The 18066-nt window shown below is 68.9% G+C and carries 23 protein-coding genes; 13 read left to right on the top strand and 10 right to left on the bottom strand.

All coding sequences use genetic code 11. The features are described 5' to 3' along the window. Positions 1 to 54: 54 nt before the first annotated feature. Positions 55 to 678 (top strand): MSMEG_1061 family FMN-dependent PPOX-type flavoprotein, encoded by a 624-nt coding sequence (locus HNR15_RS15335; RefSeq protein ID WP_179483185.1) that lies wholly within the window; start codon positions 55 to 57, stop codon positions 676 to 678. A gap of 85 nt (positions 679 to 763) precedes the next feature. Here HNR15_RS15335 and HNR15_RS15330 read toward each other — a convergent pair whose 3' ends face one another. After that, entirely contained in the window at positions 764 to 1312 is a 549-nt protein-coding gene (locus HNR15_RS15330) for a YceI family protein (protein ID WP_179483184.1), read from the bottom strand. A 99-nt stretch (positions 1313 to 1411) separates the two neighbouring features. Between HNR15_RS15330 and HNR15_RS15325 the strand changes: the two genes are divergently transcribed. Beyond that, positions 1412 to 1900 carry a MarR family winged helix-turn-helix transcriptional regulator gene (locus HNR15_RS15325; protein WP_179483183.1) on the top strand — a complete coding sequence of 163 codons (489 nt, stop codon included), beginning with the start codon at positions 1412 to 1414 and terminating at the stop codon, positions 1898 to 1900. A gap of 117 nt (positions 1901 to 2017) precedes the next feature. On the opposite strand, the gene HNR15_RS15320 is transcribed toward HNR15_RS15325, so the two are convergent. The 3 genes from HNR15_RS15320 to HNR15_RS15310 form a co-directional block, all read right to left on the bottom strand. Continuing rightward, positions 2018 to 2608 carry a hypothetical protein gene (locus tag HNR15_RS15320; protein WP_179483182.1) on the bottom strand — a complete coding sequence of 197 codons (591 nt, stop codon included), beginning with the start codon at positions 2606 to 2608 and terminating at the stop codon, positions 2018 to 2020. A 12-nt stretch (positions 2609 to 2620) separates the two neighbouring features. Beyond that, positions 2621 to 3055: a hypothetical protein gene (locus HNR15_RS15315; RefSeq protein ID WP_179483181.1), complete on the bottom strand. Its 435-nt coding sequence runs from the start codon at positions 3053 to 3055 to the stop codon at positions 2621 to 2623. A gap of 627 nt (positions 3056 to 3682) precedes the next feature. Then, positions 3683 to 4198, bottom strand: a complete 516-nt coding sequence (locus tag HNR15_RS15310) for a hypothetical protein (protein ID WP_179483180.1) — start codon at positions 4196 to 4198, stop codon at positions 3683 to 3685. A gap of 616 nt (positions 4199 to 4814) precedes the next feature. Between HNR15_RS15310 and HNR15_RS15305 the strand changes: the two genes are divergently transcribed. After that, on the top strand, positions 4815 to 4997 hold the full coding sequence (locus HNR15_RS15305) for a hypothetical protein (protein WP_179483179.1): 183 nt from the start codon (positions 4815 to 4817) through the stop codon (positions 4995 to 4997). A gap of 6 nt (positions 4998 to 5003) precedes the next feature. Here HNR15_RS15305 and HNR15_RS15300 read toward each other — a convergent pair whose 3' ends face one another. The 4 genes from HNR15_RS15300 to HNR15_RS15285 all read right to left on the bottom strand — a co-directional run bounded on the left by HNR15_RS15300 (position 5004) and on the right by HNR15_RS15285 (position 8790). After that, the gene (locus tag HNR15_RS15300) at positions 5004 to 5330 is read right to left on the bottom strand and encodes a hypothetical protein (RefSeq protein ID WP_179483178.1); all 327 of its coding nucleotides are present in this window, start codon (positions 5328 to 5330) and stop codon (positions 5004 to 5006) included. Between the two features lie 106 nt (positions 5331 to 5436). Next, entirely contained in the window at positions 5437 to 6000 is a 564-nt protein-coding gene (locus HNR15_RS15295) for a hypothetical protein (RefSeq protein WP_179483177.1), read from the bottom strand. 1236 nt (positions 6001 to 7236) lie between these two features. Next, on the bottom strand, positions 7237 to 7545 hold the full coding sequence (locus HNR15_RS15290; RefSeq protein WP_179483176.1) for a DNA cytosine methyltransferase: 309 nt from the start codon (positions 7543 to 7545) through the stop codon (positions 7237 to 7239). Positions 7546 to 7656: 111 nt separating this feature from the next. Beyond that, entirely contained in the window at positions 7657 to 8790 is a 1134-nt protein-coding gene (locus HNR15_RS15285; protein ID WP_179483175.1) for an ABC transporter permease, read from the bottom strand. A gap of 116 nt (positions 8791 to 8906) precedes the next feature. Between HNR15_RS15285 and HNR15_RS15280 the strand changes: the two genes are divergently transcribed. Further along, positions 8907 to 9482, top strand: a complete 576-nt coding sequence (locus HNR15_RS15280; RefSeq protein ID WP_179483174.1) for a GNAT family N-acetyltransferase — start codon at positions 8907 to 8909, stop codon at positions 9480 to 9482. Positions 9483 to 9503: 21 nt separating this feature from the next. Here the strand turns inward: HNR15_RS15280 and HNR15_RS15275 are convergent, their stop codons facing one another. Then, positions 9504 to 9911 (bottom strand): COX15/CtaA family protein, encoded by a 408-nt coding sequence (locus tag HNR15_RS15275; RefSeq protein WP_179483173.1) that lies wholly within the window; start codon positions 9909 to 9911, stop codon positions 9504 to 9506. A gap of 151 nt (positions 9912 to 10062) precedes the next feature. Further along, positions 10063 to 10569, bottom strand: a complete 507-nt coding sequence (locus tag HNR15_RS15270) for a tetratricopeptide repeat protein (protein ID WP_179483172.1) — start codon at positions 10567 to 10569, stop codon at positions 10063 to 10065. Positions 10570 to 10776: 207 nt separating this feature from the next. On the opposite strand from HNR15_RS15270, the gene idi reads away from it, so the two are divergent. From idi to HNR15_RS15225, 9 genes are all read left to right on the top strand, one after another. Then, positions 10777 to 11403 carry an isopentenyl-diphosphate Delta-isomerase gene (gene idi / locus HNR15_RS15265; RefSeq protein WP_179483171.1) on the top strand — a complete coding sequence of 209 codons (627 nt, stop codon included), beginning with the start codon at positions 10777 to 10779 and terminating at the stop codon, positions 11401 to 11403. Next, positions 11400 to 12056, top strand: a complete 657-nt coding sequence (locus HNR15_RS15260; RefSeq protein ID WP_179483170.1) for a 1-acyl-sn-glycerol-3-phosphate acyltransferase — start codon at positions 11400 to 11402, stop codon at positions 12054 to 12056. The genes idi and HNR15_RS15260 overlap by 4 nt, the downstream gene beginning before the upstream one ends. Then, entirely contained in the window at positions 12053 to 13132 is a 1080-nt protein-coding gene (locus tag HNR15_RS15255) for a glycosyltransferase family 2 protein (protein WP_179483169.1), read from the top strand. Before HNR15_RS15260 ends, HNR15_RS15255 begins: the two co-directional genes overlap by 4 nt. Continuing rightward, complete coding sequence (locus HNR15_RS18905) at positions 13129 to 14250, top strand: cytochrome P450 (protein ID WP_179483168.1); 1122 nt, start codon at positions 13129 to 13131, stop codon at positions 14248 to 14250. Before HNR15_RS15255 ends, HNR15_RS18905 begins: the two co-directional genes overlap by 4 nt. Next, on the top strand, positions 14247 to 14936 hold the full coding sequence (locus tag HNR15_RS15245) for a DUF998 domain-containing protein (protein WP_179483167.1): 690 nt from the start codon (positions 14247 to 14249) through the stop codon (positions 14934 to 14936). Before HNR15_RS18905 ends, HNR15_RS15245 begins: the two co-directional genes overlap by 4 nt. Further along, positions 14933 to 16414 carry a phytoene desaturase family protein gene (gene crtI, locus HNR15_RS15240; protein ID WP_179483166.1) on the top strand — a complete coding sequence of 494 codons (1482 nt, stop codon included), beginning with the start codon at positions 14933 to 14935 and terminating at the stop codon, positions 16412 to 16414. Before HNR15_RS15245 ends, crtI begins: the two co-directional genes overlap by 4 nt. Then, complete coding sequence (locus HNR15_RS15235; protein WP_179483165.1) at positions 16411 to 17289, top strand: phytoene/squalene synthase family protein; 879 nt, start codon at positions 16411 to 16413, stop codon at positions 17287 to 17289. Before crtI ends, HNR15_RS15235 begins: the two co-directional genes overlap by 4 nt. Before the next feature lie 90 nt (positions 17290 to 17379). Beyond that, complete coding sequence (locus HNR15_RS15230; protein ID WP_179483164.1) at positions 17380 to 17742, top strand: lycopene cyclase domain-containing protein; 363 nt, start codon at positions 17380 to 17382, stop codon at positions 17740 to 17742. Next, the gene (locus HNR15_RS15225; RefSeq protein ID WP_179483163.1) at positions 17735 to 18061 is read left to right on the top strand and encodes a lycopene cyclase domain-containing protein; all 327 of its coding nucleotides are present in this window, start codon (positions 17735 to 17737) and stop codon (positions 18059 to 18061) included. Before HNR15_RS15230 ends, HNR15_RS15225 begins: the two co-directional genes overlap by 8 nt. Positions 18062 to 18066 lie beyond the last annotated feature (5 nt).

Here is an 18066-nt window from a genome sequence, read left to right as displayed (position 1 = left end):
ACGAACGCGAACGCCGTCATGGTGCGGTCGCGCGCGGGGCGCGATAATCGGCGGATGGATCCGCTGTCTGCGCGAGTAGCCACTCCCGATGCGCTCGAGGCTCTCATCGGCCGACCCTCGGAGCGCACGCGTCACAAGGTGCGCACGGAGTTGACCGACGCCGACCTGCGATGGCTGGCGGCATCGCCGTTCTGTGTGCTCGCGACCAGCGATGCCGACGGTCGGTGCGACGCCTCGCCGAAGGGTGATCCGGCCGGCTCGCTGGTCCACGTGATCGACCGGCGCACCGTCGCCATCGCTGAACGCCCAGGAAACAGAAGAGTGGACGGCTATCACAACATCCTCGCCAACCCGCACGTAGGGATGATCTTCCTGGTCCCGGGGCGCAGCGACACGTTGCGGGTCAACGGTCGCGCGCAGCTCGTCAGCGACGCACCGTGGTTCGACCGGTTGACGGTGCGCGGCAGCCGGCCGGTGCTGGCTGCCGTCGTGCAGGTCGAGGAGGTCTTCGGACACTGCGCGAAGTCGCTGGTGCGCTCGGGTATCTGGCATCCGGACGGCTGGGCGCCGGAAGCCGTCGACGGGCCGGGGTCGAGTCGTGCGTCCCGCTCCCTCGATGAGTTCATCCGGGAGACCGAGAGCGAGCAGGTCGCCGGGTACAGCTCCGGGCTCTACTGATCCGGCCCCCACGATTCCGCGGAGTGTGCAGAACGGAGGGGTACGCCGTGCGTACCCCTCCGTTCTGAGTCGAGCAGGGTCGAACTCAGGCCTGCTTGATGGCCGAGATCTCGATCTGCAGGGTGATCTTGTCGGAGACGAGCACGCCGCCGGTCTCGAGCGCGGCGTTGAAGTTGATGCCGTAGTCCGAGCGGGTGATGGTGGTCGAGCCCTCGAAGCCGACGCGCTCGTTGCCGAACGGGTCCGTGGCCGAGCCGTTGTAGTCGAAGTCGATGGTGACCGACTTGGTGGTCTCCTTGATGGTCAGGTCGCCGACCACGCGCAGGGTGTCGTCGTCGACCGCCGTGACGTCGGTGGAGTGGAAGGTCATGGTGGGGAACTTCTCGACCTCGAAGAAGTCTCCGGTGCGCAGGTGGCCGTCGCGGTTCTCATCACGGGTGTCGACGCTGGCGACCTGGATGGTGATGTCGATCTTCGCGTCGGACAGGCCGGCACCGGACGTGGCGGTCCCCTCGATGTCCTTGAACGAGCCGCGGACCTTGGTGACCATCGCGTGGCGGGCGACGAAACCGAGCTCGGAGTGCGCGGGGTCGATGGTGTAGGTGCCGTTCAGGTCCTTCAGGGCGGTGCTCATGGGTGCTCCTCTGCGAGATGTTCACGTATGGATGACGTGCTGGGGACAACTTTCCTCAAGATTGGGTGATGTGTCAACTATCCAGGTAGAGTGGCCTGCATGACTTCAGGTGTGAGATGGCTCGACGACGAGGAACAGCGCGTGTGGCGCCAGTGGTTGCAGACCAATTCGCGCCTCCAGGCCCACCTGGCGCGTCAGATGCAGGAGGAGTCGCGGCTCTCGCTGCCGGATTTCGAGGTGCTCGTGACGCTCAGTGAGACCCCCGAACGCCGGATGCGGGTGGTGGCGCTCGCCGACAGCATCAAGTGGGAGCGCAGTCGCCTGTCCCACCACCTCACGCGGATGGAGAAGCGCGACCTGGTGACCCGCGAGGAGTGCGCGCAGGATCGGCGCGGTGCCTTCGTCGCGCTCACCCCCGCCGGCCTCACCGCGCTGGAGGGCGCTGCCCCCGGTCATGTCCGCGAGGTGCGGGCCGCGATGTTCGACGTCCTCAGCCCGCAGGAGATCGCTCAGCTCGACCACATCACCGCCACCTTGCTCGCCCGGTTGGGCCAGGAGGATGAAGGCGGCCTGTGCTGCGGGGCCTGACGCCCTTGTCGGGGTTGTGGTCGGCCTGGGCGGGGATGTTCAGCATCCTCCACCCGACGTCCTTGTCGCGGTCCGTCAGGCGACCGGCGAGGTCGTCGTGGTGCAGGCGGGTCAGGATCAGGATGACCGGCGCGCCGGGTGCGAGGCGCGCGGACGCGGCGTCGGTCCACCAGTCCCACACGTTGTCGCGGTACAGGGCCGAGTCGGCCTGGGCGCGGTCCTCAATGGGGCCATCGATGATGAGCAGGTCCGCGGGGCGACCGGTGACACCGGCGCCGACAGACAGGACGCCGCCCTCGTGGTTGTCGAGGTCCACTCAGCGACGGACCCATTGTCGGGGGCGATACGCAGGCCAAGGTCGTCGGCGTTGTCGGTAATGCGGCGGCGGATCGCGCAACCGTTGCGGTCGGCCAGCGACTGCGCATAAGACGCAGTGACGATCCGAAGGTCGGCGTTTTGGGTGAGCAACCATGTAGGGAAATCGCCAGCGACCCGGACAGACTTGCCCTCCTGCGGCGCCATGCACACGATGAGGCGGGAGCCGGGGGTGTTCGCTGCCCTGACCAGTTCGTCGTCGATCAGGTCCAGCGATGGGGTGCGGACCGTCTTGGGGTTCAGATGCGCGGCCACGTCGCCGGGCGTTTCCCAGCGGCGGCGCGGTGGTTCGAACATTCGGGCTGCGGCATCGACCCAGTCGAGGTCAGCCATCAGGCGCTCCGGTCAGTTCGACAACCACAGGATGAGAAACGGAACCAGAACAGACGCGACAAGCGTGGCGACGGCTACGCCAAGGATCGAGCGGTTCAACTTGATCGAAGCTCTGTCCCGCGCGGCGGCTTCGGTTCGCATTTGCTGCTGTTCGTCCAGTAACGAGGCACTCAGCTTCACAAGCTCACCCATCGGGCTTATGAGGGGGTTCTTGGCAACATGGATCTTGGGAGTGTCAAGCCGCGCTACGGGCATAACTTGTGGCGGCGACATCATCCGCTGCAGCCGCTCTCGCGTTTCCCTTGCTTGCTCGAAAGGGCGCTGGGCCGCCTCCCGAAACGCCTCGTTGCTTTGTTTGATCTGCTTGAAGGCTTCAAGGATCTCTGGCGACCACCCATCGGGTTGATCCTGGGAGCTTTCAGCCTCACCCGTGGAATCTTCGCTCATGGTGCAAGGCTAGTAGCGACAACCGACACGGCGAGGGTGCCCGGAGTACGGCCAAGCAGCAGCGCCTCAGCCGGGAGTCCCTTATTCCGCGTCTTCGACCCACCACGCCGACATGCGCTCTTCCTTGAAGTAGACAGTCCGGTCCTCGTCGACCAGCAGCCCCACAACTCCCCGGTCCTGAGTTGCCCGCCGCACGATCGTCTAATGGATGCCGTATGCCAGGACTTCCTGGGGATCTCCGTTGAACATCCTGGATGCGAATTCGTGGCCATCGACCACGATGTGCAGGCGAAGTAGCTTCATGCGGCTCATCATGCCGAAGCTCACCACGGATATGAGAAACGCCACCTGGGTCCGAAGACACTGGTGGCAGCACGCTTAGTTTGAGCGGTGCCGATGCCCAATGTCAGGACGCCTCACGGTGCGCGCGTTGCACACCCGGCAACCGGTACCGGCCGGCGCGTGCCGCTCGGCCACCTGCTGCCGGGTGCTGAGGCATTCGGTGCACTCGACCGGGTAGCCGTCGTCGGTGAGCCAGTGCCGGGGTCCGGTGAGGTGCTCGGCGGCCCACTCGACCCACAGGACGAGCCGGGCGTATGTGTAGGGCTCGGCGCCGGGGGTGTTGTCTCACACGGTGTGGCACTCCACGCAGGAGGCGATCTCGTCCTCGAGGCGGATCCGCAGTCTGCTGGGTGGGTGACAGGTCGAGGGCATCGAGGATCCGCCGGATTGCGAGACCCACAGTTGGCCCTGGGATTCGGTGATGCGGACGCGGCGTTCGTCGACACCGGCCTTCAGCGCGGCCGCGGCGTACCTGGCGAGCCTGTCGGACGCTTCAGCGAGGAGGCGTACGGCGATGTGGGTAGCGGCCTCGGTGGTCCGCAGGTCTGTGGCTTGACCCTTGTCGGTGCCGGTCTCGGTCTTGGTGGTGAGGTTGCCCGCGAGGTGCTCGTCGGCGAGGGCATTGACCTGGGCGCGCCAGTAGTCGACCTCGCCGGCGGTCCACTGCACGAGCACAAGGAGGGCGTCGGCGGGGTGGATGTCTTTGCGGGTGACGAACCGTGCGGCGAGGCGCGCGGCTTGCTGTTCGGCGACGCGGCGTTCGCCGGCGGCACGATGGGTGGGTGTGGAGCCGCCGTGCATGCGACACACGCCTTGGCCGCGCATGGGTACCCCCCCCGCAGGGCTGACCTGCGCGGTTGTGCGCGGTGCAGCGGGGGTGGACCTGGCCACACCTCGGGCACGGAGTGCCGGTCACAGCAGCGCCGTCCTGTCGAACCGTCCGGAACTCCTCTGAAGGGGTGAGGGAACCCAGAAGAGGATCCCCAGTCGAGAGGACGAGATGGACCACAGCGAAGAGATCGCCCGGCACGAGACCGACGTCCGGTGCCCAGAGGAAGGCTGCCGCCAGAGACTGCTGATCGTCGCATCGAAGGACAGCAGCACGAACCGGCTCTCCGCGCAGACATGCTGTCGAGTCGACGATCGTCACGTGCGGGACGACTACCTGCAGCGTCCGACCGAGTAACTCGCCGGGTCGGTCGGCGCACCAGGGCATGCTCCCCGCGCGTGGTGCGCTGACCGAACGTCCGTCCGTCGACGCATGGGCCGGGTCGACCGTCGTGGCGTGCACGGGCTGGGCGATGCACTCGGGGGAGTAGCGGCCATTCCGACACTGAATGTGAGGGGCTGAGGAGAAGCCGAGGCCCACTACAGATTGGTGTCTGAGATGCCTGTTCAGACTGGCGAGAAGCGCTGGGTGACCGACGCGCAGTGCCCGAAGTGTGCTGCGGCGATGCTCCGCATCGAGCGCGAGTTCGTGAACCCGATGACGGGATCGCGCGAGCCTGACGAAGTTGCGCAGTGCTCGGTGAACCCGTCGCACCGTGTGCCGAAGTGGAAGTTCCCGGAGGGCACCAAGGACCGCTACCGCGTGAGGTGAGCGCGGTCATGCTGCGCCTCCGACGGTGGGTGCGATGTCGTGCGACGTCGGGGGCCAGCTGACCTTCATCATGGCTCGCGGGTGGGTCTGGGGTAGGTCGTCGATGGGTTGGCTGAGCTGGCGGGCGCCCAGGGCTGCGAGGACGAGCGCGTCGGCCTGATCGTTATTTGCGACGTCAACGAGGCTCATGTAGCGGCGGGCGACGGCGAGCATGACTTCGTCCTTGCCCGCGTTGCCTTTGCCGGTGGCATATATGGCCCGGCAGGTTGGTGGGACCTCGACGATGGGGAACTGGTGGTCGCGCCAGACGGAGCCGACGGTTAGGTCGCGCACCAGCCACCACCACAGGCCGGCGCGGTCGTGGGTGCCAGCCTGAGCTCGTTGGCCGAACGAGGGGTCCTCTATCACGATGGGGTCGGGTGTGCATTCGCGGGCCAGGTCACAGATGGGTGCGGCAATGTGCTGGAGACGTTTGCCCGGTCGGTGAGGGTGTCGGCCTTGGCTCCTTTCGTCGGGAAGTCACGCAAGGCCACGTTTCCGGTTGGATGACGGCGACTGCGGTGCGGGTGAGGCTGGGATCGATACCGAGGATGGTGGTCATGTGTTGTTCCTGTTCAGAAAGGGGGTCAACTGTTGTGCTGATTGTTTTTGTTGGTTGTGATAGTTGGCGTTTTCCGCAAATGTTTGGTCTTAGAACGATTCCGCTCAAGGCTGGCGCGTCTGTGATGTCGTGGGCGAAACGGCGTTCGATTACCTCGTCGGGGTAGAAGTGGAACGTGGTCGCCCCGTCCATGAGGGCGGCGAGCTCGCCGCCCGAGTCGAGGGGTGTGGGGTCGAGCCACACGGCGGCGGCTTCCCAGGCGGGGATCGGGGTAGTGCGCGCGGAGTGGCAGCTGGGGCACGCGCGCTGTTGGTGGCGGTGGGTGATGCGTGCGGCGGTCATGGTGCCGTCGGCGATCAGCTGCGTTTGCAGCCACTGGGGCATGCCCTCGCGCTTGGGCATCAGAGGTCACGCTCGGTTCCGTCGGCGAGGTGGTCCCGGTTGTAGCAGCGGTATCCGCGCTGCGCTGCTCGCTCGCCTGCGGTGGTGATGTCTGCCCCGCAGTGCTTGCAGAAGGTGGGGTTGGCGGTGGGGGCGACCGTTCCCTCCTCCTTACAGGGGGGAGGGAAACGTGATCGCTTGGTGCGTGATCGGCGTAGCGGTGTCCGTGGCGGACGGTTTCGATGCCGGGGCCGAGGATTCCGGGCCAGCGAAGCCCTTCGGGGATGCGATACAGGCGGATCCCAGATGTCCCGTCGTCACGGGAGGTGGTGCGCTACGTCGGGGGGGGGGGGGGGGGGGGGGGCGGGTGCTCGCCGTGCTTCTCTTGGAGAGCGTTGAAGACGAGGCCGCCGGGTTTGGCGTCGTATGTGTCGACGTCGATGCCGATGACGTTCGGGGGGAGGCGGAGGGCAAGGTCGCCGTCGCCTTCGGGGCCGTCGACCCACGTTTGGACGTCGGGGTAGCTGGGGCCAGGCGCCGTGGTTGCCGGTGTACCCGGTGACCCGGATCTGCTTGGTGCGTGCGGGGACGGGGAGGATGCCGCGCCACCCGTTGCGCCAGTAGGTGGGTGCGGCGTCGGCGTAGGGGCGGCGTGTTGGTGGTGCGGGCTGGTCGGCCGTCATCACGCGGTGCTCTCCTGCGAGCTCAAGTTCTCTCTGTGCCCCGCAAGTAGGGTGCGTCCGTGGATGCGGGGACTGTGTCGTCATGGGTAGCCGCGGGAGTGTCACTCAGTGCGCTGGGGGTGACGTGGCTTTTCCGCTGGCGCGACCGAAGCGAGGCGGACTTCGGTCTCGGCTCCCACTCGATGCCCCAGATTCCCTTCAAGAATCGAGTCGAGGTGGTGACCTTCGCTGACGTCACCATGGATCGCCGCGTCTTCACAGTTGCAGTCGCGAATGATGGCGACGGTGTTGCCAAAAGAGTCGTGTTCGATGGTGATGGGATCGCGAAAGCCGTTCCAGTGACTCCTGATCCGACTACTGAAGGTGAAGTGCCCCTGGGAGTCAGTACCTCGGATCGAACCTGGCCAGGTGCTCTTCGTGTTCGTGTGGCCAGAAAACCAGAATGCAGCGCAGTCGGACCTTGTGCTGCATATTCGTTGGCGTCGATCGCCCACGCGGCATCGTCGTGACGCTGATGCGTGGGTCAGGCTGTGGTCGCTTCCGCCTCGTGGAAAGTTGCCTCGCATCAGGGGGTTCATGCGGCGCCGCCGAGCTCTTCGACAGCGGTCGCGATGAGGTCGCGCGCTGCGGGTGGGGCGACGGCGTTGCCTGCGAGGCGGACCCGTTGTGGGCGGGTGCCCAGCATCCGGTACTTGGCGGGAAACGCCATCGCGCGCTTGCACTCGGATGGTTCGAGCATCCGGAACATGACGTCGTCGACGTGCTGGGCGGCCGCGGCGAGGTCGTCTGCGGTGAGCAACGACTGGTGTCCCGCGATGGTGATGGTGCGCGCGGGCTCGCTGGTCGGAGTGACCATTTCGGCGCCCCCGCTGTTGTTACGCATGAGCAGTGCTTGTCGGTCAACGGTTGTAACCGTGCCGACCGGTTCAGTGGCCGGACGTGTGCCGCCTTCGCCGTAGTGGCTGGTGACGAGCGCATACGCGTCTCCCGTCAATCAGATCTTTGACGGTCCGGCAGCAGGGTCCTCTGGGGAAGGGTCCTCGCGCCGGAAGCCCCAGTAGGTGTTGTTGCTGACCAGGAAGAAGGTCAGCAGTCCGAGCAACAGCCACCAGACGAGCACGAGCAGGTGCAGCCCCAGGGAGTCGCCGCCCAGGTAGACGATGCTGCGGACGGAGTCGACACCCGCGCCGTTCGGCAGCCAGCGCCCGACGACCCGCCACAGGGTGGGCAGCAGTTCGTAGCCGTAGGCGCCTCCGGCGCTGGGGTTGCCGAGCACCACGAAGAGCAGGATCGAGATGCCGATCCCGATGATCCCGAAGAGTGCCTCCATCCCCATCGTGAAGACCGAGGCGGTCAGCGAGACCAGCATGCCGACACCGGCGACAGCCCAGAAGTGCCCGTTCAGAGCGCCGATGATCGGCCCGACCACGAGCGCGCCGCCGATGCCGGAGGCGACTGCGTACGCCGCGCAACCCACCAGCCGCCACAGCATCCGGCGGAAATTGCGTGCCCGGGTGCCGCGGCGGATGCCGAGGAACGATGCCAGCAGGTAGCCGCCCACCATCCAGCCGACCACGAGATAGAAGCTGGTGAGCCCGCGGCTGTCGCCGGCCTGGACCGGCACCACGTCCTGGGTCTTCAGCGTGCGGTTCTGGCTCGAGGCGACCTGGGAGAAGATGGCGTTGACGGCGGCGGTGATCGAGGATCCCTCGGCCGAGTTGACCAGCAGAGTGTCCTGCTTCGAGTTCGGGTTGAAGAGGTAGACCGCTTGCCGCCGACCCTCGCGCAGCTCCTTGGTCGACTCCGCGCGATCGCTCGAGGCGTAGGCGGCGACCGGTCTGCCGTCGATGGCGTTCAGCTTGTTCGCGACGTAGCCCTGCCAACCGTTGCTCGACACCACATCGACGGCGATCGCGTGCGGCTGCGGTTTGTGAAAGGCGCCCACGTACGACGCGATGAAGAGCAGCTGGACCAGCAGCACGGCGAGGATCACGCCGATGCTGCGGGGGCCGAGGACATCGCGCAGTCGTCTACGGAAGGATTCGTCGGCGCTGCGCTCGTAACCGGGTCGAGGGCCGGTCGTGGGCGGCCGGCGAGTGGCGCCGTGCCCCGGTTCGCTGGTGCTCATGGGCCCTCCCGACACCGGTCCGGTGTGGGCCGGTCTTCGTGAAGATACCGGACGCCCGCGGCCGAAGTGCCGCACGAATGCACGATCCTGCCCTGTCTCAGGCCAGGATCGGACCCATGACGCGCCCGGTACTGCACACCCCACGGATCGAACTGCATCCGATGACGCCGGAGCACCTACCCCTGCTGCACCGGTTGGACTCCGACCCGGAAGTCATGCGCTACCTGATCGGGAGGGCACGCACGCCCGCCGAGATCGAGCAGTTCTGGCGCCCCCGCTGCGCCGACACGGCTGCTGACGAGCTGGGGGTCGGCTGGTGGGTGGGGTTCCACGAGGGGGAGTTCCTCGGGTGGTGGGACCTCGGGCGCAGTGACTCGCCCCCCGGCTCGCCGGGTCGCCTCGCCGAGGCGGAGATCGGGTGGCGTCTGGAACGACGCCACTGGCGTCAGGGACTGGCGAGCGAGGGGGCGGCGGAGCTGCTGCGGCACGCGTTCGAGACGGTGGAGCTGCGGCGGGTGTGGGCCGAGACGATGGCGGTCAACGCGGGTTCGCGCGGCGTCATGCGGCGCATCGGCATGCGGCACGTGCGGACCGACGTACGGGTCTGGGACGACCCGCTGCCGGGCTCCGAGGAGGGTGAGGTCGTCTACGAGATCACGGCCGAGGAGTGGTTCCGCAACACCGCACCCTGACCGGCCGGGACGCCCTCCCCGTCAGTGACGCGCCGCGCGCACCGGAAGCCAGACGCACAGCCCCATGAGCACCATGGCGAGCGGGAAGTGCACTGCTTGGACACCGGGGCTGTCACCGATGATGCCGCCGAGGTAGGCCTCGAGGACGAGCGCCACGGCCAGCGCGATGCTGCCGAAGAGCAGATCCTTGCGCTCGCGCAACCTGAGGACCGCCCAGACCACCGCGACGATCGCGAGGAGGATGGCGAGGTCGGCGCCGCGGGCGTGGACCTGCACCCAGCTGCTGTTGTTCTCCTTGGACTCGCGGATGAAGATGCCCGCCCAGACGCCCTGGAAGAGGACGACCACTGCCACCACCCCGACGAGGGCGGCGAAGACTCGGTGGTGGGTGGCGGAGCCGGGTGTTGTCGAACGTGTGGGAGCGGACATCGAAGACCTCCGGGAACGTTTGAGTGGGCACGAGACGCACGAACGCGGACACGGCATGGGCCGGCTCTCGACGCTGAGACCGGCGAACGCCGACACTGGCACGCATCATCCAGACTCAACGCCCGAACCTGAGAAGACCCTGAGGACGAATTCAGGTGGCGTCGTCGACGGTCGGCCCCGTCCCGTCACGCGGCGTCGCTCCCTGTGCCAGTGCCAGTTCCGAGGATCTGATCTGGTCCGGGGGCGCACCGATCCTCCGGCGCAGGTCGAGGGCGGCGCGCAGACTCCGTCGTGCGCCGTGCACGTGACCCGCCCTCAGCTGTGCCTTGCCCAGGTGTTGCAACGCCGTCGCCCGTCGGATGTCGCTCAGCGTGTCGTCGCGTAACAGCCCGCTGTAGATACGGACGGCGTCGGCGTGCTTGCCCTGGGCCTGCGCGAGCTCGGCCCGCAGAGCGGTGGCGCGGAAGCCACGGTCGTCGTCCATGGAGTGCAGCAGGGACGCGGCCAGCGGCACGTCGCCCATCGCGAGAGCCGCCACGACGCGGTCTGCCGGGTCGCTGGACCCGACCAGCTCCCGTCGTACGACGCGGGCGTCGATCACCACCGTCGTCAGCGTGTCCTCGTCGATCCCGAGACCCTGACCGATGTCGATGACCACACGCCGCATGATGCCGCAGCCCGACCTGCTTCGCCTCGGGGAATGAACCGCGGATCGATGGGTACAGCACGAGGGAGGGTTCGTCCGACGAGCGGGCCGCGTGGACGAACAGGTTGCCGGACGGAATGGGACACGCGCGTTGGTAACGTCGGCAGAACCAATCGGAACACTCTCTGGAGAGCGGCGTGAGCAGTGCACGATGCAGTGATGGACGCCCGACAGCACGATGACGGACGTCGGCCCGGCACCGGCGTGCAGACCGAGCAGGTGGTGCTCGTCGACCCGGCCGGAAACGCGATCGGTTCGCATGACAAGCACACCGTGCACGGCGCGGACACGCCGCTGCACCTCGGCTTCTCCTGCTACATCTTCGATGACCGGGATCGCCTGCTGGTCACCCGGCGTTCGCTGCACAAGCGCACCTTCGGCGGGGTCTGGACCAACTCCGTCTGCGGTCACCCGGCTCCCGGCGAGACGCTGCGGGCGGCGGTGATGCGGCGCGTACGCCGCGAGCTGGGGTTGGCGATCGGTCTGCCCCGGCTGGTGCTGGCCGACTTCTCGTACTACGCCTCGATGCACTCGATCGCCGAGAACGAGCTGTGCCCCGTCCTCGTCGCCCACGCCCTGGGCAGCAGGCCCCATCTCGACCCGGACGAGGTCGCAGACCTGCAGTGGGAGCCGTGGACGCGGTTCGCCTCGCAGGTGGCGAGCGGCGAACGCATCGTCTCGCCGTGGTGCCGCGAGCAGGTCGAGGCGCTGGCGGGATTGGGTGACAGCCCCGACCGTTGGCCCAACGCGTCGCCGGGCCTGTTGCCGGCCGCGGTCCGCTGGTGAGGTTGCCCGCGAGCGCGGCGCCGTTGTCCGCGCGGATGCTGCTGGCGGGCTTCGACCGCCTCGTCCGCTCCAACCTGCGCTCGGTCAGCGTCCGCGGCACCCTGCCGCCGGCGCCCGTCATCTGGGCCGGCAACCACCACTCGTGGTGGGACGCGTTCGTGGCCTCATCCGTCCTGCGCGGGGAGCGCCACGACGCGACCCTGGTGATGGACGCGGAGAACCTCGCGTCGTTCGGGTTCCTCAAACCGCTCGGCCTGGTGCCCAGCGATCAGCCTCGGGCCGGTCTCACCGCGCTGCGGGAGGGCCGCACGCTCGTCATCCTCCCCGAGGGCGAACTGCTCGGACCCGGCCCGATGCGCCCTCTGCACCGCGGAGCCGGCTGGTATGCCGAGCACACGTCGGCGCCGCTCGTGCCCGTCTCGCTGCGGGTCGTCATCCGCGGGCACCAGCACCCCGAGGCAATCGTCGACCTGGGCGCGCCGGTGCAGGGCGCCGATCTCGCGGCGACGATGGCGGCCCAGCTGACCGCGTTGGACGAGCTGATCGCGACCGCCGACCCGCGCGAGCCGCTGCCGGGATTCCGGCAGGTGGTGTCCGGACGCCGGTCGTTCGACGAACGGATCGGCCAGCTCGCAGAGAAGGTGCAGCGTTGAGGGCACTGCTCGCGGTGGTCACGGCGTACATCACGGTGAAGGTCGCTGTGGGACTGTCGAACTCGAGATCGTTCCCCGTACTCGACGCCGCCGCGACGTCGACGGGCGGTGGTGACGATGTGTCGCTGATCGTCCCGGTGCGCGACGAGATGGCCAGGTTGCCGCCGCGGCTGCCGGGAATGCTCGCTCAGAAGGTGCGGGAGCTCATCTTCCTCGACGACTGCTCGACCGACGGTACGACGCAGCTGCTGCACGACGTCGCCGCCGAGCACCCGCACGTGCGGGTGGTCCAAGGGCGGCCGATGCCGGACGGCTGGGTCGGCAAGACGTGGGCGTGCTCGCAAGGCGCGGAGGCCGCGCTCGGCGACGTGCTCGTCTTCTGCGACGCGGACATCTCGCTGGGGGACGGAGCCATCGACGCGGTGCTGGGTCAGCTGCACGCCCAGCGTGCGGATCTGATGTCGGTCTTCCCGCGTCAGGTGACGAAGACCTTCGCCGAGCACGTCACGATGCCGCTGATCGACGACCTGCTGCTGACCGGCCTGCCCTTCCAGCTGCTGGAGCAGCCGAGGGCCAAGGGCGCGGCCGCTGCCAACGGCTCGATCATGGCGTTCCCGCGTGCCTCTTACGACGCTCTCGGGGGTTTCGCGGCCGTCCGCACCGAGATCGTCGAGGACCTCGCGATGGCCCGGCACACCCGACGCACCGGACACCGCCTCGGCCTCGCGCTCGGCGGAGACCTGATCAGCACCCGGATGTACGAGGGCTTCGACGAACTCGTCGCCGGCCTCGGCAAGGGCCTGCTCGCCGTGATGGGCAACAGGCCGCTGCTCGTGGTCTACACCGCCTGGCACCTGCTCGCCTACACGGTGCCGCCGTTCCTGATCCGCCGTCAGCCGGCCTGGGCGATCCCATGGGCGCTGGCCGTCGCGGAGCGCCTCGTCGTCGAGGCCACCACCGGCAGACGTGAGTGGTGGCAGTCGCTCACCATGCCGCTGACCCCGCTCTACGCGATCCCCGTCGCCGCGGTCGCGGTGCGGCGCACCAAGCACTGGAAGGGCCGGACCTACCCGTGAGCACCTTCCCTCAGCCGCGCACCGAGCCGGTCGCAGGGCACCTGGGCCGGTGGGGCACCGACCCGCTGGCCCTGATGCAGGAGGGTGCCGCGCTGGGGCCGGTCTTCCGACTGCGGCTGTGGCGCACGGCGTACGTCGGGTTCAGCCCCGCGTGGAACAGGTTGGTGCTGGGCGACCTCGACACGTTCCGCAGCCGCGGCGGCATGAGCCGCCTGTCGCCGTACCTCAGTGACGGCATCGTGCAGACCGACTTCCCCGAGCACGCCGACCGCCGCGCCGCGCTCAACCCGGGGTTCTCCCGGACCGCGGTGGCCTCCCTCAGCGAGCAGATGGAGCAGGTCGTCCGCACGCTGCTGCCGGCCGGCCGCTTCGACGCCGTCGCGTGGTCCTCACGGCTGGTGCGCGCCGTCCTGTCGCGCACCTTCCTCGGCACCGGCGGCACCCACCCGGTGCTCGACGACTTCCTGGACCCGATGAGCAGGCCGCTGCCGCAGCCGTTCCTGCCGCGGCCGCTGCGCTTCCGGCGGATGAACGCCGTGCTGGCCGAACGTCTGCGTGATCCCCGAAGTGGTTCGCTGGCAGAGGTGTTCGCGGCCCACGGCGGCGTGCCGGAGATGCGGGTCGCGCTCGGTGCCGGGTACGACACTACGGCGCACACGCTGGCCTGGCTGCTGCGACACGTGGCGCTGGATCCCACCCACCTCGCACCCGAGCGGCACGGACACGTCGTGAGAGAGGTGCTGCGGCTCTACCCGGCAGGGTGGCTGGGCAGCCGGGTCACTCGCCGCCCGGCCGAGTTCGAGGGCCGCACCATCCCCGCGCGCAGTCTGGTGATGTACAGCCCGTTCCTCACCCATCGCGACCCCTCGCTGTGGGAGCGGCCGCAGGAGTTCGACCCGGACCGCTTCGCCGACAAGGTGCCCGCCTGGGGCTATCTGCCGTTCGCCGCCGGCCCCCGCACGTGCCTCGGGCGGCACTACGCGACGCTCCTGCTGCACGTGGTGCTGCGGGTGCTCGCCGATCGCCGCCTGCTCTTCCACGACGGGGACGGGGCGATGCGAGCAGGCGTCACGTTGAGTCCGGCCGGTCCGCAGCAGCTGGAACTGGTGGCGGCATGACCCGCAGGACGGTCGCCTGGCCGCTCGCACTGGTCGCGGCCGTCCTCTACAGCTCGTTTCTGCTGTCCTACGTCGTGCGCCGGGGGCAACATGCCGACTTCGTCAGCCAGCTCGAACTCCCCGGCGCTCCGTACGCCGAGTGGTACCGCGCGTCCGACGTGCTCGCCGGCCTCGCCCTGCTGGTGATCGCCTGGCTGTGCTGGCCGGACCGTCACGTCCGTACGGCGGTGCGCTGGGCGTGCGTCATGGTCGCCGTGGTCGGGGCCGGATCCCTGCTCGACGGCAGCACGTCGATGGACTGTGCGTCCGGGACGGGCGCGACCTGCGACCTGGGCGACCACAGCGTGCCCGGCCTGCTGCACCAGCTGATCGTGGGGCACACGCTGAGTGGACTGGCCGGATTCGCGGCGGCCGGCATCGGCGCCGCGTGCTGCGCACGGGCGAGCCACCCCGCACACCCCGGATGGATGCGCGTGCACATCGTCCTGGCCGCCGGCATCGGGCTGTGCGGCCTCGCCGACCTGGCCCTGCTGCTCGCGAACGTCGACATGGGACTGGTCGAAAGGTTGCGCATTCTGCTCGTGTCAGCGTGGATCGCGAGCGTTCCGTGGACCGTTCGCGCCGTGCGGCACGACGCGTGGGCCCGGTCCACTCACGACGCCGACACTCGTGCGGTGCGCTCATGACCGGCAGGGTGGTGGTGGTCGGAGCGGGGCTCGCGGGACTGTCGGCGGCGTGCCACCTGGCCCGCAGCGGCCACGAGGTGGTGGTGCTGGAGCGCGGCGGCTGCGTCGGCGGCCTCGCCGCAGTCCGGCACGACGAGGGCTACACCTTCGACCTCGGGCCGACGGTGCTCACGATGCCGGACCTCATCGACGACGCGTTGCGGGCCGCCGGGACGAGCCTGGCCGACGAGTTGACCCTGCGGCAGCTCGACCCGGCGTACCGCGCTCGCTTCTCGGACGGTTCGACCCTCGACGTGCTCGCCGACCACGCGGCGATGACGGACCAGATCCGCGCCGCGTGCGGCGCGCACGACGCGGCGGCCTACGAGAAGTTCGTGGTGTGGTTGCGCGAGCTCTACGAGTTGGAGATGCCGCGCTTCATCGACCGCAACTTCGACCGGCCCTGGCAGATCGCCGATCCTCCCGGGCCGGCGGTGAAGCTGCTGCGGATGGGCGGGCTACGCCACCTCGATCCGCTGATCCGCAGCCGTTTCGACGACGAGCGGCTGCACCGGCTCTTCACCTTCCAGGCGCTCTACGCCGGCGTCTCGCCGCAGCAGGCCATGGGCATCTTCGCGGTCATCACCTACATGGACAGTGTCCGCGGGGTCTTCTTCCCCGAGGGCGGGATCCACGCCGTGCCCCGCGCGCTGGCCCGCGCCGCCGAGGCGGCCGGCGTGCAGATCCGGCTGCGGCAGGAGGTGACGGGGCTGCGGCGTACGCCGTCCGGTGCTGTCAGCGGCGTCGTCGCAGGTGACGAGGTGGTGGCCGCCGACGTGGTCATCGCGACCGGCGACCTGCCCACGATGTACGACGTGCTGCTGCCGGGGGTACGCCGTCCGCTGCCGTTGCGCCGTCCGCGGTACTCACCCTCGGCCGTCGTATGGCACCTCGGCACCGCCGACCCTGCGCCGGACGACGTGCGCCATCACAACATCCACTTCGGGCACGAGTGGGCGCACTCCTTCGATGAGCTGCTCGACGAGCGCGTGCTGATGCGCGACCCCTCCCGACTGGTGTCGGTGCCGTCGGTGACCGACCCGTCCCGTGCCCGGCCGGGAGGCGCGACGATGTACGTGCTCGAGCCCGCGCCGCACCTGGGTGGCTCGCTGGACTGGGACCGGATGCGCGAGCCCATGAAGGAGCGACTCACGAAGTTCCTCGCCACGAGCGGATATCCGACCGACATCGTGAGTGAACAGCTGGTCACCCCGGGCGACTGGGCCGACCAGGGTCTGACCGCCGGCACTCCGTTCGCGCTCGCGCACACCTTCTTCCAGTCCGGGCCCTTCCGTCCGACCAACGTCGCGCGCGACGCGCCCGGCCTGGTCTTCGCCGGTGCGGGCACGACGCCCGGCGTGGGGGTGCCCATGGTCCTGGTCAGCGGCAAGCTGGCTGCGCAACGTGCCCTGGCACAGTTGAGTGAGGAGTCGAGATGAGCGCCGACCCTGCTGTCCTGCAGGAGGGATATGCCCGCAGCGCGGTGCTGACCCGCGACTACGGCACGACCTACTACTGGGGTGCCCGCACCCTGCCCGCAGCTCAGCGCCGCGACGTCTACTCGGTCTACGCGCTGTGTCGCCTCGCCGACGACATCGTGGACGCGCCCCACGCCACCGACGGTGAGCACCGCGCCGACACCGGCACCCGGCTCGCCGACTTCGCCGCCTCGTTCAGGGCTCACCGGGCCGGGATCGGCGACGACCCGGTGCTGAGCGCGGTCGCCGACACCGCCGAACGCCGCGACATCCCCCAGGAGTGCTTCGAACGGTTCTTCGGGGCGATGGCGAGCGACCTGACGGTCACGTCGTACCCGACGTACGACGACCTGCTGGGCTACATGGAGGGCTCCGCCGCGGTCATCGGCGAGATGATGCTGCCGGTGCTCGAGCCCACCGATCCGCGCGCGTACGCGCCGGCGCGCGACCTGGGCCTGGCCTTCCAGCTCACCAACTTCCTGCGCGACGTCGACGAGGACCTCGACCGCGACCGGCACTACCTGCCGCTGGAGGACCTGGATCGCTTCGGCGTCGACCCCGACCAGCGGAGCGCCACAGATGAATGGAAGGCCTTGATGCGCTTCGAGATCCAGCGCACCCGCGCGCTCTACGCGCATGCCGACACCGGGATGCGCTACCTGCCGCCGGCGTCCGCTCGCTGCGTGGTGATCGCGCGACGGCTCTACGCGCGCATCCTGGACCTCATCGAGGACGCCGACTACGACGTGTTCTCCTCCCGCGTGCGGCTCCCGACCTGGCGCAAGGCCGGGCTGGCGGCGCGGCTGCTGGTGACACCGGTCGCGTTGCTGCGCTGACCCGGGAGTGGGAGCCGGAGTGTCCGCAGATGCGCGCGGACGGGTGGACGAGACCGCGGACACTCGCGGTGGCCCTGAGAGGCTGGCCCGGTGCGACACCTCACCTACCTGCTGATCCTGCTGGGTTGCGTCGTCCTCACCCTGCCGTTGGAGTTCGTGATCGGTGCCCGGGTGTGGCGCCGGCCGACGCGGGCGGCGCTCGCGATCGTGCCGCCGGCACTGATCTTCATCGGGTGGGACCTGATCGGAGTGGCGCGCGGCTGGTGGACGTACGGCGCGCGCTACCTGGTCGGCGTACACCTCGGGTCGCTGCCGTTGGAGGAGGTGCTCTTCTTCCTGGTGGTGCCGCTGTGCGCCCTGCTGACCTTCGAGGCGGTGGGCATCTGCGGGCGCCTCCTGCGTGGCCGCGGTGCGCAGCCGGCCGAGCGAGTGGACGCTGGTCACGATGCCTGAGTACACCGTCTCCGTCGTGCTCGGCCTGGTGGTCGTGGTGGTGCTGGAGCTGGCGTGGTTGCGCACCGGACTCTTCCGGTCGGTGCGCTACTGGGTGAGCATGGCGATCGTGCTCGGATTCCAGGTGCTCGTCGACGGACTGCTCACCCGCGGGTCGAGACCCGTTGTCGCGTACGACGATTCGCAGAACCTCGGGATCCGGTGCCCACCGGGCATCCCGATCGAGGACTTCGGGTTCGGATTCGTGCTGTGCACCGCGGTGCTGCTCGGTTGGGTGCGGTGGCAGCGTCGCGACGCCCGGTTGTCAGCGGATTCCTGATGCCG

Source organism: Allobranchiibius huperziae (assembly GCF_013410455.1).
GTDB lineage: Bacteria > Actinomycetota > Actinomycetes > Actinomycetales > Dermatophilaceae > Allobranchiibius > Allobranchiibius huperziae.
This window is presented reverse-complemented; position numbering and strand designations above follow the sequence as displayed.